The 22,507-nt window shown below is 73.3% G+C and carries 19 protein-coding genes; 11 read left to right on the top strand and 8 right to left on the bottom strand.

Going from position 1 to position 22,507, the window contains the following annotated elements; all coding sequences use genetic code 11:
• Window positions 1-124 precede the first annotated feature (124 nt).
• Complete coding sequence (locus ACIBI5_RS51110) at window positions 125-607, bottom strand: hypothetical protein (RefSeq protein WP_397258584.1); 483 nt, start codon at window positions 605-607, stop codon at window positions 125-127.
• 83 nt (window positions 608-690) lie between these two features.
• Window positions 691-1,623: a formylglycine-generating enzyme family protein gene (locus tag ACIBI5_RS51105; RefSeq protein WP_397258582.1), complete on the bottom strand. Its 933-nt coding sequence runs from the start codon at window positions 1,621-1,623 to the stop codon at window positions 691-693.
• A 53-nt stretch (window positions 1,624-1,676) separates the two neighbouring features.
• Between ACIBI5_RS51105 and ACIBI5_RS51100 the strand changes: the two genes are divergently transcribed.
• The 5 genes from ACIBI5_RS51100 (at window position 1,677) to ACIBI5_RS51080 (ending at window position 7,021) form a co-directional block, all read left to right on the top strand.
• Window positions 1,677-2,234 carry a PadR family transcriptional regulator gene (locus ACIBI5_RS51100; protein WP_397258580.1) on the top strand — a complete coding sequence of 186 codons (558 nt, stop codon included), beginning with the start codon at window positions 1,677-1,679 and terminating at the stop codon, window positions 2,232-2,234.
• A complete protein-coding gene (locus ACIBI5_RS51095) occupies window positions 2,231-3,985 on the top strand; it encodes a sulfatase (RefSeq protein WP_397258578.1) in 1,755 nt (584 codons plus the stop codon). The genes ACIBI5_RS51100 and ACIBI5_RS51095 overlap by 4 nt, the downstream gene beginning before the upstream one ends.
• 70 nt (window positions 3,986-4,055) lie before the next feature.
• Window positions 4,056-5,378 carry an MFS transporter gene (locus ACIBI5_RS51090; RefSeq protein ID WP_397258576.1) on the top strand — a complete coding sequence of 441 codons (1,323 nt, stop codon included), beginning with the start codon at window positions 4,056-4,058 and terminating at the stop codon, window positions 5,376-5,378.
• Between the two features lie 68 nt (window positions 5,379-5,446).
• Entirely contained in the window at window positions 5,447-5,905 is a 459-nt protein-coding gene (locus ACIBI5_RS51085) for a hypothetical protein (RefSeq protein ID WP_397258574.1), read from the top strand.
• An 84-nt stretch (window positions 5,906-5,989) separates the two neighbouring features.
• On the top strand, window positions 5,990-7,021 hold the full coding sequence (locus ACIBI5_RS51080; RefSeq protein ID WP_397258572.1) for a medium chain dehydrogenase/reductase family protein: 1,032 nt from the start codon (window positions 5,990-5,992) through the stop codon (window positions 7,019-7,021).
• A 15-nt stretch (window positions 7,022-7,036) separates the two neighbouring features.
• Here ACIBI5_RS51080 and ACIBI5_RS51075 read toward each other — a convergent pair whose 3' ends face one another.
• Entirely contained in the window at window positions 7,037-8,059 is a 1,023-nt protein-coding gene (locus tag ACIBI5_RS51075) for a 2-oxoglutarate and iron-dependent oxygenase domain-containing protein (RefSeq protein ID WP_397258570.1), read from the bottom strand.
• 174 nt (window positions 8,060-8,233) lie between these two features.
• Complete coding sequence (locus ACIBI5_RS51070; protein ID WP_397258568.1) at window positions 8,234-9,607, bottom strand: MFS transporter; 1,374 nt, start codon at window positions 9,605-9,607, stop codon at window positions 8,234-8,236.
• An 85-nt stretch (window positions 9,608-9,692) separates the two neighbouring features.
• On the opposite strand from ACIBI5_RS51070, the gene ACIBI5_RS51065 reads away from it, so the two are divergent.
• The gene (locus tag ACIBI5_RS51065; RefSeq protein WP_397258566.1) at window positions 9,693-10,445 is read left to right on the top strand and encodes an AraC family transcriptional regulator; all 753 of its coding nucleotides are present in this window, start codon (window positions 9,693-9,695) and stop codon (window positions 10,443-10,445) included.
• Window positions 10,446-10,449: 4 nt separating this feature from the next.
• On the opposite strand, the gene ACIBI5_RS51060 is transcribed toward ACIBI5_RS51065, so the two are convergent.
• Entirely contained in the window at window positions 10,450-10,779 is a 330-nt protein-coding gene (locus tag ACIBI5_RS51060; RefSeq protein ID WP_397258564.1) for a hypothetical protein, read from the bottom strand.
• 123 nt (window positions 10,780-10,902) lie between these two features.
• Here ACIBI5_RS51060 and ACIBI5_RS51055 point away from each other — a divergent pair, with 123 nt between their 5' ends.
• Genes ACIBI5_RS51055 through ACIBI5_RS51045 form a run of 3 tightly spaced genes read left to right on the top strand, consistent with a single transcriptional unit; the run spans window position 10,903 to window position 13,929 of the window.
• Entirely contained in the window at window positions 10,903-11,676 is a 774-nt protein-coding gene (locus ACIBI5_RS51055; protein WP_397258562.1) for an SGNH/GDSL hydrolase family protein, read from the top strand.
• Between the two features lie 26 nt (window positions 11,677-11,702).
• Window positions 11,703-12,668: a GNAT family N-acetyltransferase gene (locus ACIBI5_RS51050; protein WP_397258560.1), complete on the top strand. Its 966-nt coding sequence runs from the start codon at window positions 11,703-11,705 to the stop codon at window positions 12,666-12,668.
• A 7-nt stretch (window positions 12,669-12,675) separates the two neighbouring features.
• A complete protein-coding gene (locus tag ACIBI5_RS51045) occupies window positions 12,676-13,929 on the top strand; it encodes an MFS transporter (RefSeq protein ID WP_397258558.1) in 1,254 nt (417 codons plus the stop codon).
• Here ACIBI5_RS51045 and uvrA read toward each other — a convergent pair.
• Genes uvrA through ACIBI5_RS51030 form a run of 3 tightly spaced genes read right to left on the bottom strand, consistent with a single transcriptional unit; the run spans window position 13,865 to window position 20,633 of the window.
• Window positions 13,865-16,282 (bottom strand): excinuclease ABC subunit UvrA, encoded by a 2,418-nt coding sequence (uvrA, locus tag ACIBI5_RS51040; RefSeq protein WP_397258556.1) that lies wholly within the window; start codon window positions 16,280-16,282, stop codon window positions 13,865-13,867. The two genes, ACIBI5_RS51045 and uvrA, sit on opposite strands and share 65 nt — an antisense overlap.
• A gap of 10 nt (window positions 16,283-16,292) precedes the next feature.
• Window positions 16,293-17,417, bottom strand: coding sequence for a winged helix DNA-binding domain-containing protein (locus ACIBI5_RS51035; protein WP_397258554.1), 1,125 nt, complete (start codon window positions 17,415-17,417; stop codon window positions 16,293-16,295).
• A gap of 18 nt (window positions 17,418-17,435) precedes the next feature.
• Window positions 17,436-20,633 carry a BTAD domain-containing putative transcriptional regulator gene (locus tag ACIBI5_RS51030; RefSeq protein ID WP_397258552.1) on the bottom strand — a complete coding sequence of 1,066 codons (3,198 nt, stop codon included), beginning with the start codon at window positions 20,631-20,633 and terminating at the stop codon, window positions 17,436-17,438.
• 59 nt (window positions 20,634-20,692) lie between these two features.
• On the opposite strand from ACIBI5_RS51030, the gene ACIBI5_RS51025 reads away from it, so the two are divergent.
• On the top strand, window positions 20,693-21,898 hold the full coding sequence (locus ACIBI5_RS51025) for an FAD-binding oxidoreductase (protein WP_397258550.1): 1,206 nt from the start codon (window positions 20,693-20,695) through the stop codon (window positions 21,896-21,898).
• Window positions 21,895-22,464, top strand: a complete 570-nt coding sequence (locus ACIBI5_RS51020) for an NADPH-dependent FMN reductase (protein ID WP_397258548.1) — start codon at window positions 21,895-21,897, stop codon at window positions 22,462-22,464. The genes ACIBI5_RS51025 and ACIBI5_RS51020 overlap by 4 nt, the downstream gene beginning before the upstream one ends.
• The last annotated feature ends 43 nt before the right edge of the window (window positions 22,465-22,507 follow it).

The following is a 22,507-nucleotide window of genomic DNA, read 5'->3' as shown; positions in this document are numbered from 1 at the left end:
GCCTCACACGGTCGGACACCCGATCACTGCGGTCACCAGACCCCTCGCCGCCACGCCCAAGCCCGCGCCGCAGCAGCCACTACCGGCGACGCCGGCCCAAGCATCACGCATCCAGGTTGCAGTACTAGCTCACGCAGTCCTGCCCCATCACGGCGATCGAAAGCTGTTCGAGCCTCTTCTTGCCGACGAAGAAGGTGTAGTACGCCTTGGGGTTGCCGGGCACGCGGACGTACGGGTTCAACCCGTGCGGGGTTCTCACCTTCGGGTAGGCCCGCTTGATCTGCCGCATCGTGGCGCCGATCCCGATGCCTTCCGGCGTTCTCATGCCCTTGCCCGCGAACACCACGGCCACGCCGCGCTTCTTGGAGATGTAGAGCCCGACGCTGTTCTTGCCGGTCGGATGGGTCTTCAGGTCCCAGCCGGAGCAGCCGCCGTGCGGGGCGCTCCGCTTGAGAACGATCTTCCCGGTGGCCTTGGCCCGCTTGGCGCTCATTCCGAGCTTGAGCGTGCCGACGCCGTACGGTCCGAGGGTGGGCCCGGAGGCGAGCGCGGGCGTGCCCGAGAGCAGCAGCGCCCCGCCGGCCAGAGCCGCGAGGAGTATCTTCATGGCGTTCTTCCTTCCGGTCGCGTGCCGTGCCCAGGGTTGGAGTGCCGTGGCCGGGCGGAAGTTCGGTTCGATGCCGGTCGGGTCTACGACGGGCCTATCGTGCGGAATCCGCAGTTGCCGCTGCTGGAGCCGGGCACGTTGGCGGAGCGGGCGGCGACGCGGTAGCGGTGGCAGTAGGAGCCGTGGCACAGGTACGACCCGCCCCTGATCACCTTCCGCTCGCCGGCGGGCGGGCCTTGCGGGTCCGCCCGTGCGGAATCGGCGTAGGACGTGGGGGAGAACCAGTCGGCGCACCATTCCCACACGTTCCCCGCCATCTCGTACAGCCCGTACCCGTTGGCGGGGTAGGAGCGCACGGGGGCGGTCGCCAGCCAGCCGTCCTCGCCGGTGTTGTCGTGCGGGAACGAGCCCTGCCAGATGTTGCACATCCACCGGCCGCCGGGCGTCAGGTCCCGGCCCCAGGCGAACCGCTGCCGGGACAGGCCGCCGCGGGCGGCGTACTCCCACTGGGCCTCGGTCGGCAGGCGTCTTCCCGCCCACGCGCAGTAGGCGGCGGCGTCGTTCCAGGAGACGTGGACGACGGGGTGGGCGGACTCGGCTTCTGACAGCGGCCCGAAGGGGTGGCGCCAGTCGGCCCCGGCGACCGTCGCCCACCAGGGAACCGACGGGTCGAAGCCGAGGATGTCGGCGCGGGTGGCGGCGACGGCCAGGCGGAAGACCGCGGAGTGGCCGGCCCGCTCGGCGTCGGTGCGATAACCGCTGGCCCGGGTGAACGCCTCGAACATGGCGACGGTGACCGCGGTGGCGTCCATCGGGAAGGGCGCGAGCCGTACCGGATGCACGGGGGTCTCCCCGTCGGCGGGATAGCCCTCGCCGAAGGCGTCGCCCATGAGGAAGGTGCCGCCGGGGAGCGCCACGTCGTCGTGATCGATCGGGACCGGCGAGGGGGCCGGGAGGGCGCGCGGGTTCGTGGTCTGTCCGGCCACCGGCGTGCAACAGGGCATTGACGGCTCCATGGGAGGAGTATATGAATCAACTCACATAAGTGCATGTGCACATAGGAGACACGTTGAGGTTTGAGTACGTCCTGCTGGCGTTGCTGGCCGGCCGCCCGTTCAGTGGCTACGACCTGCGCAAGTGGCTGGAGGTGGAGGGGCAGTTCGTCCGCTCGCGCGCTCACCACAGCCAGATCTACCGGCTGCTGGCCCGGATGGTCGCCGACGGGTGGGTGGAGTTCGAGGTCGACCCGAGGGAGGGACGGCCCGACGCGAAGGTCTACCGGCTGACCCCCCACGGCGAGCAGGTGCTGCTGGAGTGGGTCCGCTCGCCCTACGAGCCGTCGAGCCGTTTCCAGGACGCGGACTTCACCGCCCGGTTCGGCTTCGCCGTGGCGCTCGACCGGCAGGCGGCGCTGGAGATGCTCCACGTCGAGCTGGCCTACCGGTACGAGCAGATCGCCCGCAGCCGTCACCGCGACAGGACCCTGCGCTTCGAGAACGCGCTGCCCGGCCTCGATCAGGCGAGCGCGCAGGAGGTCTTCGACCGCATGCACGACTACGGCGCCGCCGCCATGGACGCGTGGGTGGCGTGGCTGGAGGAGACGCGGACGTGGCTGGAGGCCCGATGAAAGCGATCATGGTGATGTTCGACAGCCTGAACCGGCACATGCTGCCGCCCTACGGCGGGGACTGGACGCACGCGCCGAACTTCGCCCGGCTGGCCGGCCGCGCGACCACGTTCGAGCACTGCTACGCCGGTTCGATGCCGTGCATGCCGGCCCGCCGCGAGATCCACACCGGCCGCTACAACTTCCTGCACCGCGGCTGGGGCCCGCTGGAGCCGTTCGACGACTCGATGCCGGAGCTGCTCAAGCAGAACGGCGTCTACACGCACCTGGTCAGCGACCACCCGCACTACTGGGAGGACGGCGGCGCCACCTATCACGGCCGCTACAACACCTGGGAGTTCTTCCGCGGCCAGGAGGGCGATCCGTGGAAGGGCCGGGTGGCCGACCCGGAGATGCCCGAGGACCTCAAGCGCATGCGCCACACGATCTATCGGCAGGACTGGGTCAACCGCCCGTACATGGACACCGAGGCGAAGCACCCCCAGACGCTGACCTTCGACGCCGGGCTGGAGTTCGTCAGGACCAACGCCGCGCAGGACCGCTGGTTCGTCCAGATCGAGACCTTCGACCCGCACGAGCCCTTCTTCACCCATAAGCAGTACAAGGACCTCTACCCGCACGACTACGACGGCCCGCACTTCGACTGGCCCGACTACAAGCGGGTGACCGAGACGCCGCGGCAGGTGGACCACGCCCGCTACGAGTACGCGGCTCTGCTGTCGATGTGCGACCACTCCCTGGGCCGGGTGCTGGACACCATGGACGACCTGGGCCTGTGGGAGGACACGCTGCTGATCGTCTGCACCGACCACGGTCTGCTGCTGGGGGAGAAGGGCTGGTGGGGCAAGTCCGTGCAGCCCTGGTACAACGAGCTGGTCCACCTGCCGCTGTTCGTGTGGGACCCCCGCGCGGCCGCCGCGGGCGAGCGGCGCGAGGCGCTCGTGCAGACCATCGACCTGGCGCCCACGCTGCTGGAGTACTTCGGCCTCGACCGGCCCGCCGACATGCAGGGCATCCCCCTGAACTCCGGGGCCACCAGGCAGGCCGGCCTCTTCGGCATCCACGGCGGGCACGTCAACGTCACCGACGGCCGCTACGTCTACATGCGCGCGCCCGCCTCGGCCGCCAACGAGCCCCTGCACGAGCACACCCTCATGCCCACGCACATGCGCGGCCGCTTCTCGCCCGCCGAGCTGGCGGGCATCGAGCTGGCGGAGCCGTTCGCCTTCACCAAGGGGGTGCGCACGATCCGGGTGGCGGGCCGTACCTTCGTCAACGCCTACCACTTCGGCACGCTCCTGTACGACCTGGAGACCGACCCCGAGCAGCGCGCGCCCGTCGTCGACGACGCGGCCGAGCTGCGCATGGCCGGTCTGCTGGTCGAGCTGATGCGGGCCAACGACGCGCCGCCCGGCCAGTTCGAGCGGCTCGGGCTCCCCGTCACCGGCGCGGTCACGGAGGAACACCTCCTGGTACGCGCCCAGCTCGACCGGGCCGAACGGAGCGCCGCCCCCCTCCCGCGGCCCGAGGACTACCCCGAGGGCAGGTTGTCGCTGCGCACGCCGGTCAAGGCGCTGATCGCCGACCCGGTCGCCGTCGAGGTCCTGCGCAGGCACGTGCCCGGCATCGTCGACTCCGAGCTGCTGCAGATGCTCGGCGCCACCCCGCTGATCGACGTCGCGGCGATGGCCGGCGGGCTGCTCCCACCCCCCAGACTCCGCGCGATCGCGGAAGAGCTCGCCGAGCTCTGAGCCGGTGACGGGGCGGCCACCCCGTCACCGGCGAACACCTTTCCTCCTCCTCGCAGAAAGAGGTGGCGTGATGTCTCAGGCTACCCAACAAGCGCCCGCCGAGATCCGCGGACGATGGCGTCAGCTGTCGCTGCTGGGCGGCGCGATGCTCGTCGACAGCACCGAAGCCAGCTTGGTCAACAGCCTCTTCCCGGTGATCAGGCAGTCGCTGGGGCTCTCGCTCGGCGCGCTCGGCATCCTCACCGCCGCCGGGAAGATCGTCGGGGTGTTCACCGGGCCGCTGTGGGTGTGGGTCGCCCGCCGCTGGTCGCGCAAGAACGTCCTCGTCGTGGCCACGGGGCTGTGGGGCGTGTGGGGCATCGCCGCCGGTTTCTCCCAGAACTTCGCCCAGCTGCTGATCTTCTACACCATCCTCGCCGCCGGGTACGCTGCCGCGCACCCGATCATCACCGAGATCATCGGCGACCTGTTCGACGGCTCCGTCCGCGGAAAGGCCGTCGGGCTGCTCTACGGTGTGATCGCGCTGGCCGGATCGGTCCTCGGTCCCGTCAAGGGCCAGCTGGCCAACGTCGACGACGGCTGGCGCTGGGGTCTGTGGGGCATCGGCGCGTTCAACGTGCTGCTCGGCATCGGCATCTGGCTGTGGTTTCGCGACCCGGGCATCGGAGCCGCCGAGCGGCAGCTCGCCGACCTCGACCCCGAGGTGCGCGCCGCCCAGTCCGAGCTCACCTGGACCAAGGCGCTGGCGCTGCTGCGCATCCCCAGCTTCGGCATCCTGCTCGGCTCCCGGCTGCTGTCGGGCCACCTGCTCGTGGGGGCGTTCGGCGTGGTCTTCCTCGTCGACGTGTACGGCTTCAGCACCGCCGTGGCCTCCATCGTGCTGCTGCCGTTCGGCGTCGGCTACTTCCTGGGCAACGTGGCCGGCGGCTTCCTGGGTGACTGGGCCGCCCGGCGCAGCCCTCGCTACGGCCTGGTCGCCGTACTGCAGGCCGCCCAGTTCGGCTTCGCCGCGGCGGCCTTCCTCGGCACCCAGATCGCGTTCGCGTCCATCGTGCCGTTCGCGGCGTTCTTCGGGCTGATGGGCGCCACGCAGGGCGTCAACCCCGGCATCAACCGGCCGATGGTCATGGCGATCACGCCTCCCGAGCTGAGAGGCGCGGCCTTCGCCGTCTACATCTCGATCTTCGAGGCGATCGGCTGGGCCGCCTTCAGCCTCGGCGCCGGCTTCCTCGGCGACGTCTTCGGGCTCAAGCAGGTCTTCCTGTGGGTTCTGGTTCTGCTGATGCTGGCCAACGGGGCGTACCTCACGCTCCTCTACCGCCCGTACGCCCGCGACGTGGACCGCCTCCAGCGCGAACTGGACGCCCGGCGCGCCGCGGCCCTGGGCGGCTGAGAGCGCGCTGCAGCCGCCGTGCAAGTGCCGAGTGATCGACTGGCGGCGTCGGAACGGGAGGAAGAGCATTGGGATCGGTCGTCTTCGGCACATGCGCCGCCATCGCCGCGATCGTCGGCGTCATCTTGTTCGTCAGGTTGCGGCGGAAGCCGCAGACCCGGGTGGGGGCGTACGTCAGCGCGACGATCCTCTTCCTGGGCGCGGGGGTGCTCACCATGGGCTCCATCTCGTTCGCGAGTCTGGAGTCGGCCGCGCTGGTGACCTTCACGCCGGAGGAGCGCGCGGTGGCGGTGCCGTGCGACGCGGCGGTCCTGGGGGCGGAGGAGATGTCCAACAAGCACAACGGCCGCTACGTCTGGCTGCTCCGGCTCCGGGTGACGCCGCGGACCGGCGACCCGTACGAGATCGAGCGCACGGCCCGGCTCACCTCGTCCATGGGCGAACGCCTGGAGCGAGGCGACGCCGTGCTTGCCTGCCTGACGGCCCCCGCCGACCGCACCAAGATCGAGATCCCGGCCCTGGCCTGACCGCGGAGGGCCTGGTTGACGCATGTCCTCCCTCTGTGTTGTTATAGGCTATAACAGACATGAGAGCTAGTAGCGGAGGTCGTGATGGGCGCCGAGGAACTCGTCGAGGTCGTTCTGCCGGGCAAGGTCGAGCCGGAGGGGCTGCGGATCAGGCACGGGGAGGTGCCCGTCGCCGGACCCGGTCAGGTTCTGATCCGGATGGAGGCGACCGGCGTCTCCTTCGCCGAGCAGCAGATGCGCCGCGGGCGCTACTACGACCAGCCGGCGTTCCCGTTCGTACCCGGCTACGACCTGGTCGGCACCGTGGTGGGCACCGGCGAGGGAGTGGAGCCCGGCCTTGCCGGCGCCCGGGTCGCGGCGCTGGTCAAGGTCGGGGGCTGGGCCAGCCACGTGCTCGTGGACGCCGCGGACGTGGTGCCGGTGCCCGACGGGATCGGCGCGGCGCAGGCGGAAACCCTCGTCGTCAACGGCATCACCGCCTGGCAGATGCTGCACCGCAAGGCCCGCGTCCGCGCCGGGCAGACCATCCTCGTGCACGGCGCCAACGGCGGCGTCGGCTCGGTGCTCGTCCAGCTCGCCCAAGCCGCGGGCGTCCACGTCATCGGCACCGCTTCCGCCCGCCACCACGACGCCCTGCGGGCCCAGGGCGTCGTGCCCGTCGACTACCGCGGCGGCGACGTCGCCGCGCGCGTGCGCGAACTCGCCCCCGGCGGGGTGGACGCCGTCTTCGACCACGTCGGCGGGCGCGGCATCGTCGGCTCCTGGAGGCTGCTCGCCCCCGGCGGCACGCTCGTCTCCTACGGCAGCGCCTCCACCCGCGACGACGAGGGGTCCAAGCAGTGGCCCGTGCTCAAGCTGCTCGGCCGGGTCTGGCTGTGGAACGCCCTGCCCAACCGGCGCCGCGCCTACTTCTACAACGCGTGGGCGGGACACGCCCTGGCCAAGGACCGGTTCCGGGCGCGGCTGCGCGCCGACCTCACCCAGGTCTTCGCCGCGTTCCAGCGTGGTGACATCACCGCCCGGATCGCCGCCCAGCTGCCCCTCGCCCGTGTCGCCGAGGCCCTGCGGCTGGCGGAGTCCGGCACCGTCGCCGGGAAGATCGTGCTCACGCCGTAGCGCGGGCCGTCCGCCTCAGCGCTGATACGGCTCACGCAACATCGCCAGCCGTCCCTCCTCGTGGATGCGCCGGGTGGCGGCGCGTTCGGGGTAGCAGCGCATGAACATGTTCGTGAAGTGCGTCCCGTAGTGCAGCGGCGGGCCGCCGCACGGGTCGTCGAGCGATCGGCCGAAGCTCGGCTCGTGGAAGTACGCCACCGCGAACCGCTCGCGATCGGCCAGCGCCACCTTGTGCGGCGTGGACAGCAGGTAGCCGCCGGTCAGGAACTGCAGGATGTCGCCGGGAAAGACGGTGAACACCCGCGGCACCGGGCGGACGAAGATCCACGGCGGCTCGTCCTCGTACAGGCCGGCGGTGCTCTCCGCCTCCAGCCAGTTGCGCGGCCGCTTCTCGCCCTCGACCGGCGGCCGGACGTACAGGCCGCCGACCTCGTCCTGCGCGGCGATCACCAGCAGCCCGTAGTCGGTGTGGGCGCCGATGCCGCGCGCGGTCCGCGCGGAGCGCGGCGGGAAGCGCAGCACACGCATGTGGTGCCAGCCGTCCGTGGTGTGCCCGGTCAGCGCGTCCGGCCCGCCCAGCCCGAGACCCAGGGCCGCCAGCCGCAGCAGCCGCTCGCCGATCGAGCCGAGCGCGGCCGTGAACGCCTCCATCCGCCGCTGGTAGTGCGGGCCCGGCCAGGGCACGGGGCCGTGACAGGGCCAGCGCTCGCGCACCCGCGCGTCGTGCACCGGCACGTCCGGGCAGACGGTGAAGATCTCGGAGTAGTCGGTCTCGCCCGCGGTGACCTCCTCGCCTGAGGCGACGTAGCCGCTGTAGCTCAGGTCGCTGACATAGCTGGACTTCTCCGGCAGTGACAGCGAGAAGAACTCCCTGCTCGCCTCGAACGCCGCGAGCGCCGTCTCGTGCTGGGGCGTGGTGGCGGCGACCTGGAAGATGCCGTCCCTGCGCCACGCCGCGATCATGGTACGGCCGAGCTCCAGGTCCGCCCGCGTCCCGGTGACGGCCTCCGGCAGGCTGAACGTGCTCAGTTCGATCATCTCGTCCCCCTCGCTGGAGTGGTGTGCGATTCGGCCACCTGTACGCGGACCGGTCCCCGCCCGGCCGACCCGATCCGGCCGGTTGCGCCCGGCGGTCGAACTCCCGCGCCCGGCGGCCGCCACCCGCGCCGGACGGCACCACACCGGTCCCCAACGGCTTCGCCCCGGTGGCGGTCAGCGGAGGCCGGGGTGCCCGGGGGTTTTCGCGGGCCGGCCGTACCGGCTGGGGCGCAGGGCGGTGGCGACGAGGACGGCGGCGAGCACGACCAGGGCGGCACAGACGACCAGGGCGAACGCGTAGCCGTGCTGGGCGGCCAGCGTGACCAGCAGCGCCACGCCCACCGCCCCGCCGACCTGCTGCACCGAGGTGAGGACGGCCGAGCCGACCCCGGCGTCCTCCGAGGTGGTGCCCGTGACGGCGGCGGTGGTCAGCGCGGGCAGGCTCAGGCCGCAGCCGAGGCTGGTGACCAGCATCCCGGGCAGGACGCCGCTCACATAGGCGTCTCCGGGCGCCACCCCGGACAACAGCAGCAGCCCCGCCGCGCTGACCGTCAACGCGACCAGGAGCGCGGGCCGCGTCCCGAGCCGGGCCACCGCGCGGGACGACAGCCACATCCCGGCCAGGATCCCAGCCCCATAGGGCAGGTACGCCACGCCGGCCACCAGCGCGCTGTACCCGAGCCGCGTCTGCAGGTGGATCATCAGCAGGAAGGCCATCGCGTAGAAGGCGGCCGAGAACAGCAGGGTCGAGAGGTTGGCCACGGCCCGGATGCGGACCGCCAGGAACGCCAGTGGCACGAGTGGCTGTGCCGTACGGGACTCGACCGCCAGGAAGGCCGCCGCCAGCAACACGGCCAGCAGCAGCGGGAGCAGGACCGCCGCCGAGACCCAGCCCGCGTGCTCGGCCTGGAGCAACCCGTAGACCAGCGCGAGGACCGCCGCGGTGCCCAGCAGCGCGCCCGGGACGTCCAGCCGGGCCCCGCGCGCGGCCCGGCTCTCGCCGACCAGGCGGGGGACGAGCACCAGGGCCAGCGCCGCCACGGGCAGGTTGATCAGGAAGATCCAGCGCCACGACGTCAGATCGGTCAGCACGCCCGAGATCACCAGCCCCATCGTGCCGCCCAGGGCCGCGATGGCGCCCCAGACGCCGACCGCCCTGGCGCGTTCGCCCTCGCCGGGGAACATCAACGTGATCAGCGAGAGCGCGGCCGGGCTGGCCAGCGCGGAGCCCATGCCCTGCGCGAACCTGGCCGCCACCAGCTGCCACGGCTCCTGGGCGATGCCGCAGACCAGGCTGGCCACGCCGAACGCGGCCACTCCGATGAGGAACGCCCGCCGCCTGCCCAGCAGGTCGGCGGCCCGCCCCGACAGCAGCAGGAAGCCGCCGAAGGCGAGGAAGTAGGCGTTGACCACCCAGGACAACCCGGCGGCGGTGAAGCCGAGTTCGCCGCGGATGGCGGGCAGGGCGACGTTCACCACGGTGTCGTCGAGGACAAGCATGAACTGCACGGCGCACAGAACCGCCAGTGCGGGGGTTTTCTTCGTCACCCGACGACGCTAGGCGCGGGCCGCCGATGGCCGCAATCCGCGATGGGGCCAGGTGATAGCGCGCTGAGGACATAGGCTGGTCCGCATGAAGACCGAGGTGCCGCCCGGCGTCGGCGCGATCGTGGTCGGGCACTTCCCGCTGTCGTCGGGGGAGTGGATCCCGCCGCACACCCACACGCACCACCAGATCGCGTGGACGCGGCGCGGGGTGGTCGGAGTGGCCGTGGACGACTCCTACTGGGTGCTGCCGCCGACCGTCGCGCTGTGGATACCGGCCGGGGTGGAGCACCGCACCGGGGCGACCCGTGACGCGGTGTTGTGCGGCCTCTACCTGGCCCCGGAGCGCTGCGCGCTGGACTGGCCGGAGCCGACGCCGGTGGGGGTGGACGGGCTGCTGGCCCATCTGTTCACGTACCTGGGGCGCGACGACCTGGCCGACGGCCCCCGGCTGCGGGCCGAGGCGGTCGTGCTCGACCTGCTGCGGCCGCTGCCCGCCCTGCCCATCGACGTGCCGCGCCCGCGTGAGGAGCGGGTACGCGCCGTGGCCGACGCGCTGATCGCCGATCCGGCCGACGCGCGCGGCCTGGAGGCCCACGCGCGGGCCGCGGGGGTGAGCCGGCGCACGCTCACGCGGTTGTTCGTCCAGGACACCGGGATGAGCTTCGAGCGCTGGCGGACGCATCTGCGGTTGCGTGCCGCCCTCCCGCTGCTCGCGGAAGGGCGGCCCGTCTCCGCGGTGGCGCGGGCGGTGGGGTATGCGACGGCAAGCGCGTTCCTCGCCGCCTTCCGCCGCACCGTGGGGACCTCGCCGGGCCGCTACCTGAACGCGGAGTCGTGAGGCCCTAGACCGAGTACTTGCAGACCAGGGACTGGGCGCCGCCCTGGGCGTAGCCGAGGTAGGTGTAGGTGGGGTTGTAGTACTGACAGGCGGCCGAGGGGCTGCCGCTGCCGAGGTAGATCAGGTTGGAGGCGTACCGGTAGCAGCCGAGGCTGCCGTTGTAGAAGCCGACGATGGAGCTGGAGTTGACCTTGGCGGCGCAGTACTCGCCGAGGGAGAGCGGGCTCATGACGACGTCGATCGGGCCCGCGGCCTGTGCGGGGGCGGTGCTCACGGCGAGCGCGCCGAGACAGGCCAGCGCGGCCGTGGTGAGAGCGAGCGCGCGACGGGGCATACAAACCTCCAGGGGGCTCTGAGCTGCGTTGATCGCAGTATTAATTAGGAAACCTTCCTATGCAATGGGCTTTCTGCGTACCCTTCACGCTGTGCTGGCCGCGGTCAGGGATACGGTCGGGGGGTGAGCACGTACCAGCGCTATGTCGCGCTCGGCGACAGCATGACCGAAGGCGTCGGCGACGACGACGGCCTGGGCGGCCACCGCGGGGTCGCGGACCGCCTGGCCGAACACCTCGCCCGCCACAATCCCGGCCTGCTCTACGCCAACCTCGCCGTACGCGGCCGGCTGGCCGCCCAGGTCCGCGACGAGCAGGTGCCCGCGGCGCTGGAGCTGCGCCCCGACCTGGTCACCGTCGTCGCGGGCATGAACGACCTCATCCGGCCCGGCTTCAGCGCGGCCGCGACCGCCGCGGTGCTGGAGGACATGTTCGCCACCCTGACCGCCTCCGGCGCCCGCGTCGTCACCGTCACCTACCCCGACCTGGGCAAGCTCTCGCCGCTCGTCCGCCGGCTGGCCCCGCGCGTGCTCGACTTCAACGACCGGGTCCGCACGGCCGCCGCCCGCCACGGCGTCACCGTCCTCGACGCTCACGCGTTCGCGTTCGTCACCGACCGGCGGATGTGGAGTCACGACCGCATCCACGCCAGCCCCGAGGGCCACACCCGCTTCGCCGCCGGTTTCGCCCAGGTGCTGGAGCTGCCGGGCAGCGACGACACCTGGACACACCCCCTGCCGCCGCTGCCCGCGCCCGCCGCGTGGCGGGTGGTCGCGACGGAGGCGCGCTGGCTGGCCGGCTTCGTCGGGCCCTGGATCGGCCGCCGGCTGCGCGGCCGGTCCTCCGGCGACGGCCGCACCGCCAAACGCCCCGCTCTCGCCCCCGTGGCCACCACCTGACGGGGGCGCCGCCTAGGGTGGTCGGCATGCCGTACACGATCAAGGGAACACCGTCGGCGGAGGTGTCGGCGGAGCAGGCCGAGGCGTGGCACGGGGTGATGGCCGCGTCGCTGGGGCACGATCTTCCGGGTCGGCCGGTGCCCACCCGGGCCCAGCTGACCGTGCCGCCCTTACAGAGCCGCCGGTTGGTCTGGATGGCGGCCGAGCCCGGCGGGCCGGTGGCCGGGGTGGCGGCGCTGCGGTTGTTCGACGCGCCGGGCATGGACCATCTGAGCGAGCTCGACCTGCACGTGCGGCCCGAGCGGCGGCGCGGCGGCGCCGGGTCGCTGCTGCTGGCGGCGGCGGTGTCGGCCGCGCGGGCCGAGCGGCGGCGGGCGATGATCACGGCGGTGGCCGCGGACGGTCCCGGGGACGCCTTCTGCGCGGCCCGCGGCCTGCGGCGCGTGCTGACGCTCCGGCACCTGCTGCTCGACCTGGCCCAGGCCGACTGCCGGGAGGCCGACACCGCGCGGCCCGGCTACGACCTGGCGTTCTGGACCGGCACCGTCCCCGACGGCCTGGCCGGCGCCTTCGCCGAGGCCAGGAACGCCGTGAACGACATGCCCACCGGCGAGATGGGCCACGGCGTCCGGCGCTGGGACGCCGCCGCCGTCAGGGAGATGGCCAAGGTGATGGCCGATCGCGGCGACACCCTGCTGACCCTCGCCGCGCTGCACGGCGAGACGATGGCCGGATACACCGAGATCGTGATCAGCGCGGGGGAGCGCCGCCGGGCCGCGCAGTACGGCACCGCGGTGGTGCCCGCGCATCGCGGCCACGGCCTGGGGCTCTGGCTCAAGGCCACGATGGTACGCAGGTTACGCGCCGAGCATCCCGGCCTGACCGAGGTCGAGACCGATACCGCCGAGGACGACGTCCACATGCCGGCGGTCAACGAGCGCCTGGGCTACCGGGCCTACCGCAGCACGCACCAGTACCAGTTCGACCTGTAGGAGCCTCATGCACCAGGACACCCAGGCGGACCGGCGGCCCTTATGGCGTCAGCGCGACTTCACGGTCTTCTGGGGCGCCCAGACGCTGTCCGTCGCGGGAGACTCCTTCGCGATCATCGCCGTCCCGCTGCTCATCCTCAACGTCACCGGCTCCGTCGCCCAGATGGGCCTGCTGACCGGCGTCTCCGGCGCCGCCGGCGTCGTCGCCGGGATCTTCGCCGGTGTGGCCGTCGACCGCTTCGACCGCCGCAAGCTGCTCATCGGCTGCGACATCGTGCGGTGCGTCCTGTACGCCACCATCCCGCTGGCCTGGCTGAGCGGACCCAAGGTCTGGCTCCTGTACGCCGTCCTGCCGCTGGCCGCCGCGGTAGGCATGGTCTTCCAGGTGGCGTACGTCTCCTCCGTGCCCACCCTGGTCGGTGAGGACCGGGTCACCGAGGCCAACGGCAAGCTGTACGCCACGGCCGCCGCCGCCAGCGTGCTCGGCCCGATGCTGGCCGGCGTCGTGGCCGGCTGGCTCGGGCCCACGGCCGCGATCGGCATCAACGCCGTCGGCTTCGCCCTGTCCGCGGTCGGCGTCTACATGGTCAGGCTCGCCCGGCACGAAAGGCCCGCCGTCCACGGCGCGCCCTGGCGGGAACTGGTGGCAGGGGCGGTGTTCCTGTGGCGGCAGCCGGTGCTGCGGGCGCTGACGGTGCTGCTGTCGTTCTTCATCTTCCTGACGCTCGGGCTCACCGACATCGTGATCTTCCGGTTGAAGCACGACCTGGGCCAGCCGGACGCCGTCATCGGCGTCGTCCTCGGCATCGGGGCGGTCGGGACGATGATCGGGGCGACACTGGTGACCCGGCTGCGCGGGCGGCTCGGGTTCGGGCCCACGTGGGTCAGCGCGCTGGCCGCCGCCGGGCTGGCGATCGGCGCCATCGGGTTCATCGGCACCGTGTGGGGGATCGGCGCCGCCATGGGGCTCTACCTGGCCTGCGTGAGCGTGGCCGGGATCTGCAGCCTGTCGCTGCGCCAGCAGGTCACGCCCAGCCATCTGCTCGGCAGGGTCACCTCGGCGTTCTGGACCATCCACTACTCGCTGGGGCCGCTGGGCGCGGCGGCGCTGACCTGGGGCGCGGGCCGGTTCGGTTCGACGCCGGTGTTCGTCTTCGCCGGGGTCAGCTGCCTGGCGATCGCCGCCGCGGCGTTGCTCACCCCTGCCCGGCAGCGGCATCCGGAGCGGGCCGCAGCCGCGCCGCCAGGAACGGGGCCGTGACGGAGGCCTCGGAGCCGGCGACCGAGCGCGGCGGACCCGCGGCCACCACCCGGCCGCCCGCCGCGCCTCCGCCGGGGCCGAGGTCGACGACCCAGTCGGCGCGGGCGACCACGTCCATGTCGTGCTCTACCAGAACCACCGTGTTGCCCGCCGACACCAGCCCGTCGAGCTGGGCCATCAGCCGGTCCACGTCGGCCGGATGCAGGCCGGAGGTCGGCTCGTCCAGCACGTACAGGGTGTGGTCGCGGCGTACGCGCTGCAGTTCGCCCGCCAGCTTCACCCGCTGCGCCTCGCCGCCGGACAGTGTGGTGGCCGGCTGCCCGAGCCTCAGGTAGCCGAGGCCCACCTCGGCCAGCGTGTCCAGGCTGCGGGCGGCGGCGGGCAGACCGGACAGCGCCTCGCGGGCCGCGTCCACGGTGAGATCGAGCACGTCGGCGATGGACCGGCCGTCGACGCGCACCTCCAGCGTCTCGGCGTTGTAGCGGCGGCCGTGGCAGACCGGGCACGGCGCGACGGCCCCCGGCAGGAACAGCATCTCGATGGAGATCTCGCCCTCGCCCTGGCAGTTCTCGCAGCGCCCGCCCTGCACGTTGAAGGAGAAGCGGCCGGCGTCGTAGCCGCGCTCGCGCGCCGCCGGAGCCGCGGCGAACATCTTGCGCACCGCGTCGAACAGGCCCGTGTACGTCGCCAGGTTCGAACGCGGCGTGCGGCCGATCGGCTTCTGGTCCACGCGTACCAGGCGGGCCACCTGCTCCAGGCCGCTCGCCTTCACCGCCGGCACCTCGCCGGCCAGGTAGGTCTCCACCGCGTCGGTCAGCACGTGCGTCACCAGGGTCGTCTTGCCGGAACCCGACACGCCGGTCACCGCGGTGAACGTGCCGAGCGGGAAGCTCGTGTCCACCTCGCGCAGGTTGTGCAGGGTGACGCCGCGCAGCTCCAGCCAGCCCGACGGCACACGCGGCGTCCTGGAGGCCGGGGGACGGCCGAACAGGTAGCGGCGGGTGACCGACTCCTCGACGCCGGCCAGGCCCGGCACGTCGCCCGAGTACAGCACCCGGCCGCCGTGTTCACCGGGGCCGGGGCCGACGTCGACGATCCAGCCGGCCTGCCGTACCACCTCGAGGTCGTGTTCCACCACGAACAGCGAGTTGCCCGCCGCGCGCAGCCGGTGCAGGGCCGCGACCAGCGCGCGGGTGTCGGCCGGGTGCAGGCCGGCGGAGGGTTCGTCGAGCACGTACAGCACGCCGAACAGGCCGGAGCGCAGTTGCGTCGCCAGCCGCAGCCGCTGCAGCTCGCCCGCCGACAGCGTGGTGGTCGTGCGGTCGGCGCTGAGGTAGCCGAGGCCCAGCTCGGCCATGGTCTCGACGCGGCCGCGCAGGTTCTCGGCCAGGGCGTGCGCGGCCTGCGCCCGCGCGCCGTCCAGGCCGGGGTCGGCGGCGAGGGCCTCGGCGAGGTCGGTGAGCGGCAGCGCGGCCAGCTGCGTGATGTCCTTTCCGCCGAACCGTACGGCCAGCGCCTCCGGCCGCAGGCGCCGCCCCGCGCAGACCGGGCACGGTGAGGACACCAGGTGCCGCTCGGCCCTGGCCCGCAGCGCGGCGCTCTTCGTCGTGGCGTAGGTGTGCAGCACGTAGCGCTTGGCGCTGGCGAAGGTTCCCTGGTAGGGGCGGGTGATCCGGGAGGCGTCGCGGACCGGGTGGATGGTGACGACGGGCTGCTCGTCGGTCATGAGGATCCACTCGCGCTGCTCGGCCGGCAGCTCCCGCCACGGGCGGTCCACGTCGAAGCCCAGCTCGGCGAGGATGTCGCGGTAGTTCTTGCCCTGCCAGGCGCCCGGCCAGGCGGCGATCGCGCCCTCGCGCACGCTCAGAGACGGGTCGGGGACCAGGCTCTCCTCCGTGACCTCCTGCACGGTGCCGAGCCCGTGGCAGTGGGGGCAGGCGCCGGCCGGGGTGTTGGGGGAGAAGGCGTCGGAGTCGAGCGGCGCGGCTCCCGGCGGATACTCGCCCGCGCGGGAGAACAGCATGCGCAGCACGTTCGACAGGTGGGTGACGGTGCCGACCGATGAGCGGGTGCTGCCGCCGCCGCGCGCCTGCTGGAGCGCGACCGCGGGCGGCAGGCCGGTGATGTCGCCCACCTGCGGCGCGCCGGCCTGCTCGATGAGGCGGCGCGCGTAGGGGGCGACGGACTCCAGGTAGCGGCGCTGGGCCTCGGCGTAGACGGTGCCGAACGCCAGCGACGACTTGCCCGAGCCGGACACGCCGGTGAACACCACGATCTCGTCGCGAGGGGCGTCGAGGTCGACGTGGCGCAGGTTGTGCTCGCGGGCGTCCCTGACCCGGATCATGGAGTCCATGGCGTCCAGGTTATGCGTGCGGGCCCACGCTGACCTGGCCGAGCGTCAGCGCGGGCGTGCCCTCCATGATCTCGCCGAGCCGGGCGACCTGCTCGTCGAGCTCGTCGCGGTGGGCGGGGGAGAGGGGTTCGAGCGTCTCCACGGTGACCGCGATCCTCCTGCCCGAGCGCTTCTGGTGCCACACCCCGCCGACGACCCCGTCGAGCAGGACCAGCGGGTAGTTGCCCGCCTGCCCCCTGGCCAGCGCCCGCTCGAACGCCCGGCCGGGAAAGAGCAGCTCACGCGGCTGCCCGGCGATCGTGTACGCGTCGAAGTACGGCAGCAGCCGCACCCCCTGCGCCGGAGCGGCAGGGGCCGAGGTGTCACCGGCCAGTACCCACGCCCTGCCTCCTTCGTAGGCCACCTCCTCCAGCTCCAGCTCGCCGAACGCCTGGCTCGCCCAGCCGACCGGCGTGCCCAGCCAGCGGGCGAACTGCTGCGGCGTGGCCGGGCCGTACGCGTGCAGGTACGCCGCGGCCAGCGCTCCGCCGCCGGGGGCGGGCTCGAAGGCGGGCGGGGCGGTGAAGGTGACCTTCCTGCCCCGGTTCGGGCCGAAACACAACGCGCCGCGGTGGGCGGCGTGGGCCACCGCCTGCCGCCAGCGCGGCCACATGTCCTGGAAGGCGGGCATGACCTTGTCACCGGCCCACGGGCCCGTCTCCGCCACGACCGCCTCGCTGAGCTCGTCCATCGTCAGCACGGCACCGGTCAGCACCCGGCGCAGCGCCTCGACGACCTCCTCGGTCTGGCCGGGCGTCAGCCGTATCCCGTCGGGGAAGGTGTTGTGCACGGCCGGGATCGTGGACATCGCGCCCACCCACATGGGCAGGTCGCGGGTGGCCAGCAGGTGCACGGTGCCGCGCGGCCCGTAGGTCTTGACCAGGCCGCCGTCCTGCCACAGGGCCTTCTGCACGTCGGTCCTGGTCGCCCCGTCCAGGCGCAGGGCCAGCGAGTGCTCGCCCGCCGACAGCACCTGGGCGTGGACGCCGGCCATCGCCGAGGCGAGGTCGGCCGGGGAGGCGTCCTTGACCGGGTCGGCCAGTCCCTGACGCAACAGCCGCCGCGCACTGACCTCAGGCCACGAAAGTTCCTTCATGAAACCCCACGTTAGAGCTTATTGCGGCATGGTTCGTGCCGCATTGATCAGATCTTCTCTCGTCTGGTCCGCGGCCCGCGCCGCCTTGTAGCGCTCCTCGCCCAGCTCGGCCAGCAGCCGCTCGGCGAGGCGGTCGTGGTCCCGCTGCTCGGCCGCGCTCACCGGGGTGCCCTCGCGCAGCTCGTCGTGGATCGCCACCAGGCCCGCCGCCTGCTCGGGGCGCCCGCAGGCGGCCAGCGCGGTGGCCAGGGCCAGCTGCCCGAGGGGGAAGCCGAGCTCGTCGCGCAGGGCCTCGGAGGCGTCGAGCGCGGCCAGGCTCAGCCGCAGCGCCCGCCGGGCCTCGCCGAGGCCCTCGGCCACGAACGCCTGCTCGGCCAGCACGAGCGGCAGGTACGGCGGCGGCTCGGCGACCTCGTCCTCGGGAGAGGCCAGCGCCCGGATCTCACGCAGCAGCGCGTCGGCCCGCTCCAGCTCGCCGCGCCGGCGGGCGGCGAAGGCCAGCGACATGGCGGCCAGCACCTGCGAGGGGTGGTGGCCCTGCAGCTTGGCCAGCTCCAAACCCCGCTCGCACATCGCGACGGCCTCGTCGTAGTCGCCGCGCTGGTGGGCCAGCCAGCCGACCCAGCCCATCCGCCCGGCGACCTCGACCCACAGCTCCAGTTCCTCGGCCATGCGCAGTCCCTCGCGCTGCAGCCGTTCCGCCTCGCGCGCCTCGCCGCGGAACTCGGCCGCGCCGCCGAGCCAGCCGTTGGCCTCCATCAGCCCCCAGCGGTCGCCCAGCCGGGTGAAGGCCGCCCGGCTGATCTCGGCGTCGCGTTCGATCCCGGCGACGTCGCCGCGCACGTGCGCGAGCTTGGCCCGCAAGGCGCGCACGGCCGCCGTGCCCCACGCGTCGCCGTGGGCCTCGAAGACCGGCAGCGCCGCAGCGGCCAGTTCCTCCGCCGCGGCCATGTCGCCCAGGTCGACCGAGGTGTAGGCCAGGAACCACTGAGCCCGCGCCTTCTCCGGCCCGTCCGCGCCGAAGGCGTCGAGCGCCGCCGCCCGCAGCGCCGCGCGCCCGGCCGCCGCCTCGCCCGAGGCCTCCGGCCGGTGCAAGAACTCCAGGCCCGTCTTCCAGGCCAGCGCGACGGCCCGCTGCCGGGGCTCGCCGCCGGGCAGGGCCAGGGCCGCCGTCAGCGAGCGCACGCCCTCCGACAGCCGGCCCCGCAGGAACCAGTACCAGCCGAGCGCCCCGGCCAGCGCGAGCGCGTCGCCGGCCGCGCCGTTCCTGACCGCGTGGCCGAGCGCCGCGCGCAGGTTGGCGGCGTCGGCGTCCAGCCGCCGCAGCCACCGCCGCTGCTCGCCCCCGCGCAGGTACGGCTCCGCCCGCACCGCCAGCCCGGTGTAGTAGCGGTGATGCCGGGCCTGCATCTCCTCCAGCTCGCCCGCCTCCCGCAGCCGCTCCACGCAGTAGGCGGCCACCGACTCCAGCAGCCGGTAGCGTCCCTCGTGCGCGCTCACCAGCGACCGGTCGATCAGCCGGGCGAGCAGGTCGAGCACGTCGAGCCCGCCCGAGCCGCCCACCTCCTCGGCCGCCTCCATCGAACAGCCGTCCGCGTGCACGGCCAGCCGCCGCAGCACCGCCCGCTCCTCCTCGCCGAGCAGCTCCCAGCTCCAGTCGATCATCGCCATGAGCGTCTGCTGCCGCGGCGGCGCGCCCCGGTGCCCGGTGGCCAGCAGCCGGAACCGGTCGTCCAGACGCTCCACGACCCCGCTCACCCCGAGGGCCCGCACCCGGGTGGCGGCCAGCTCCAAGGCCAGCGGGATCCCGTCGAGCCGCCGGCACAGCACCGCGGCCGCCGCGGCGTCCTCGTCGTCGAGGGTGAAGCGCCGGTCGGCGGCGGCGGCCCGCTCCACGAACAGGCGGACCGCGGCGGCCTGTCGTACGCGCCCGGCCGCCTCGCCGGGGCCGGGCACGCGCAGCGGCGGCACGCTCCACACCAGCTCACCGGCCAGGCCGAGCGGCTCCTGGCTGGTGGCGAGCAGCCGCAGGCCGGGTGAGCGGGACAGCAGCCGCCCGGCCAGCTCGGCGATCGGATCGATCACGTGCTCGCAGTTGTCCAGCACCAGGACGGCCTGGCGCGAGCGCAGCGTCTCGGCCAGGCGTTCCACCGGGTCACCGGCTCCCTGCAGGCTCAGCACGACGCCGATCGCCTCGGCCAGCCTGGCGACCGCGTCGGCGTCGCCCGGACGGTCCACGGCGGCCAGCTCCACCAGCCAGACCCCGTCGGGCGCCGACATCCGGCCCGCCACCTCGACGGCCAGCCGCGTCTTGCCGACGCCGCCGGGGCCGGTGAGCGTGACAAGGCGTTCCTCGCCGGCCCTGGCCAGGATCTCCGCGACGGCCTCCTCGCGGCCGATGAGCGCGCCCAGCGGGGCCGGGACGTTGCCCTTCGGCCGGGCGGGGCCCGCCGTCGCACTCGCCGCCGGGGCGGCCAGCGCAGGATCCTGCACCAGTACGGCCCGCTGCAGCGCGGCCAGGTCCGGGCCCGGATCCAGGCCCAGTTCCTCGGCCAGCACCTCGCGGTGCGTCTCGTAGCTGGCCAGCGCCTCGCTCTGGCGGCCGGAGCGGTACAGGGCGCGCATGTGGGCCGCGCGCAGCCGTTCGCGCAGCGGGTGCTCGGTCAGCAGGTCGCCCAGTTCGGCGGCGAGCGCCGCGTGCTCGCCGAGCGTGAGCCGTACCTCCGCCTGGTCCTCGCGGGCGGTCAGCCGCAGTTCGTGCAGGCGCGCGGCGGCGGCGCGGGTGAAGTCGTGGTCGGCGAAGTCGGCGAAGGCCGGGCCCCGCCACAACGCCAGCGCCTCGGCCAGGTGCTTGGCGCGGGCCCTGGGCTCCTCGGCGGCCGCCGCCTCGGCCAGCAGCGACTCGAAGGACGCCGCGTCGCACTCGCCCCTGAGCACGTAGCCCGCGGGGGTGTTCGCGACGAGGTCGCGCCCGCCGGGCTCGGCGTCCTCCAGGATCCTCCGCAGCTGCGACACCTTCACGGACAGCGCGGCCGGCGGGTTGCCGGGCAGTTCGTCGTCGCTCCACAGGTCGTCCACGAGCCGGTCGGCGGGGACCGGCCGCCCCGCGTGCACGAGAAGGTCGCTGAGCAGGCCTCTCACCTTGAGTCCCGGCACGCTGACGGGCCGGCCGCCGGAGGTCCAAACGGTCAGGGGTCCCAGAATGCCGAAACGCATAAGGGCCACCGTAAGTGGATGAGAAAGATTCCGTAAACGCCGGGGCGCACAGTAAGGCCATGACGCAGCAGACGTTCACCACCGACCTCGGTTTCACCGCTTACCTGCCCGGCCAGAGCGGCTACGACGAGCAGCGCAGCCAGCCGTTCAGGCCGGACATGGACGCCCGTCCCGCCCTCGTGGCCCGTGCCTTCACCGCGCACGACGTCCGCATGGCGGTGCTGGCGGCCGGCGAGCGCGGGCTCCCGCTGGCGGTCCAGGCCACCGGCCACGGCACCCACGTCGCCTCCGACGGCGGACTGCTGCTGAAGACCACCGACATGAACACCGTCACGGTCGACCCGCACCGCCGCACCGCCACCGTCGGGCCCGGCGCCGTCTGGGCCGACGTGCTCGCCGCCGCCTCGCCGTACGGGCTGGCGCCGCTGTCCGGCTCCTCCCCGACGGTCGGCGTCACCGGCTACACCCTGGGCGGCGGCCTCGGCTGGCTGGCCCGCAGGTACGGCTTCGCCGCCGACAGCGTGCTGAGCGCCCAGGTCGTCACCGCCGACGGCCGGATCGTCACCGCCGACGCCGAGCACAACCCCGAGCTGTTGTGGGCCCTGCGCGGCGGCGGCGGCAACTTCGGCGTGGTGACCTCGCTGGAGTTCCGGCTGTACCCGGTCTCCGAGGTCTGCGCCGGCGCCGTCACCTTCGCCGTCACCGACGCCGCCGCCCAGCTGGCCGCCTACCGCGACTGGGCCGCCGCCGCGCCGCAGGAGCTGAGCACCGCGGCCGTCCTGACCAGGGAACGCACCCTCGTGATCAAGGCCATGGGCCCGGACCGGGCGGCGGTCGAGCCGCTGCTGCGCCGCATGGGCACGGTCGTCCAGGACGACCTGCGGGTCATCCCCTTCGCCTCGGCGGCCATGGGCGGCAACCCCGCGGTCACGCTGGAGCTGTACAAGAGCCTGCCGGACGAGGTCCTGGAGACCGCCGCGGACGTGGACGGCGCCGCCGTGGAGGTGCGCCACTGGGGCGGGGCGATCGCCAACCCGGGGCCCGGCGCCGGGCCGGCCGGCCACCGCGACACCGAGTTCTCCGTGATCGTCACCAAGCCCGTGGCGCTGCCGTACGCCGTCGGAAGGTCCTTCCTCAACTTCGCGAACGACCCGGCGCGCACCGCGAACGCCTACACCGCGGCGAACCTGGGCCGGCTGCGCGAGGTCAAGCGCGCCTGGGACCCGGGCAACATGTTCCGCCTCAACCTCAACATCCAGCCGTGATCCGGCTCGCCGTCATCGTCGCCAGCACCCGGCACGGCCGCTTCGGCCCGACCGTCGCCGCCTGGCTGACCGCCAAGGCCAGGCGCCGCGCCGACCTGGAGATCGACCTCGTCGACCTGGCCGAGACCCGCCTGCCGCAGGACCTCACCGACCCCGACGAGCCCCTGCCGCCGCGGGTCGCCGCCCTGGCCCCGCGCCTGGCCGCCGCCGACGCCTTCGCCGTCGTCACCCCCGAGTACAACCGGAGCTTCCCCGCGCCGCTGAAGACCGCGATCGACTGGTACTACGAGGAGTGGCGCGCCAAGCCCGTCGCCTTCGTCGGCTACGGCCGAGAGTCCGGCGGGCACCACGCGATCAGCCAGCTGCGCCAGGTCTTCACCGAACTCGACGCGGTGGGCATCCGCGAGGCGGTCACCCTGCCCTGCTACTGGGAGCTCTTCGCCGCCGACGGCACCTGGCCCAAGGCCACCGCGACCTGCAACGCCGAGCTGAACCACATGCTGGAGCGGCTCAGCTGGTGGGCGCACACCCTGCGCGAGGCGCGTCTCGTCAAAGCCCAGCCATGATCTTTGAGTATTCTCCCTGGTGGATGTAGAGACCCGCGGCTTC

It is taken from the genome of Nonomuraea sp. NPDC050540, from assembly GCF_044457485.1.
Classification (GTDB): Bacteria; Actinomycetota; Actinomycetes; order Streptosporangiales; family Streptosporangiaceae; genus Nonomuraea.
Note: the sequence above shows the minus strand (reverse complement) of the source record. Positions and strands in the feature narration are given on the sequence as shown.

Excerpts from the sequence above, each read along its gene's own strand:
- ACIBI5_RS51110 (WP_397258584.1), bottom strand. The coding sequence starts at position 607 with ATGAAGATACTCCTCGCGGCTCTGGCCGGCGGGGCGCTGCTGCTCTCG.
- ACIBI5_RS51105 (WP_397258582.1), bottom strand. The coding sequence starts at position 1,623 with ATGGAGCCGTCAATGCCCTGTTGCACGCCGGTGGCCGGACAGACCACG.
- ACIBI5_RS51095 (WP_397258578.1), top strand. The coding sequence starts at position 2,231 with ATGAAAGCGATCATGGTGATGTTCGACAGCCTGAACCGGCACATGCTG.
- ACIBI5_RS51090 (WP_397258576.1), top strand. The coding sequence starts at position 4,056 with ATGTCTCAGGCTACCCAACAAGCGCCCGCCGAGATCCGCGGACGATGG.
- ACIBI5_RS51080 (WP_397258572.1), top strand. The coding sequence starts at position 5,990 with ATGGGCGCCGAGGAACTCGTCGAGGTCGTTCTGCCGGGCAAGGTCGAG.
- ACIBI5_RS51075 (WP_397258570.1), bottom strand. The coding sequence starts at position 8,059 with ATGATCGAACTGAGCACGTTCAGCCTGCCGGAGGCCGTCACCGGGACG.
- ACIBI5_RS51065 (WP_397258566.1), top strand. The coding sequence starts at position 9,693 with ATGAAGACCGAGGTGCCGCCCGGCGTCGGCGCGATCGTGGTCGGGCAC.
- ACIBI5_RS51060 (WP_397258564.1), bottom strand. The coding sequence starts at position 10,779 with ATGCCCCGTCGCGCGCTCGCTCTCACCACGGCCGCGCTGGCCTGTCTC.
- ACIBI5_RS51050 (WP_397258560.1), top strand. The coding sequence starts at position 11,703 with ATGCCGTACACGATCAAGGGAACACCGTCGGCGGAGGTGTCGGCGGAG.
- ACIBI5_RS51045 (WP_397258558.1), top strand. The coding sequence starts at position 12,676 with ATGCACCAGGACACCCAGGCGGACCGGCGGCCCTTATGGCGTCAGCGC.
- uvrA (WP_397258556.1), bottom strand. The coding sequence starts at position 16,282 with ATGGACTCCATGATCCGGGTCAGGGACGCCCGCGAGCACAACCTGCGC.
- ACIBI5_RS51035 (WP_397258554.1), bottom strand. The coding sequence starts at position 17,417 with ATGAAGGAACTTTCGTGGCCTGAGGTCAGTGCGCGGCGGCTGTTGCGT.
- ACIBI5_RS51030 (WP_397258552.1), bottom strand. The coding sequence starts at position 20,633 with ATGCGTTTCGGCATTCTGGGACCCCTGACCGTTTGGACCTCCGGCGGC.
- ACIBI5_RS51025 (WP_397258550.1), top strand. The coding sequence starts at position 20,693 with ATGACGCAGCAGACGTTCACCACCGACCTCGGTTTCACCGCTTACCTG.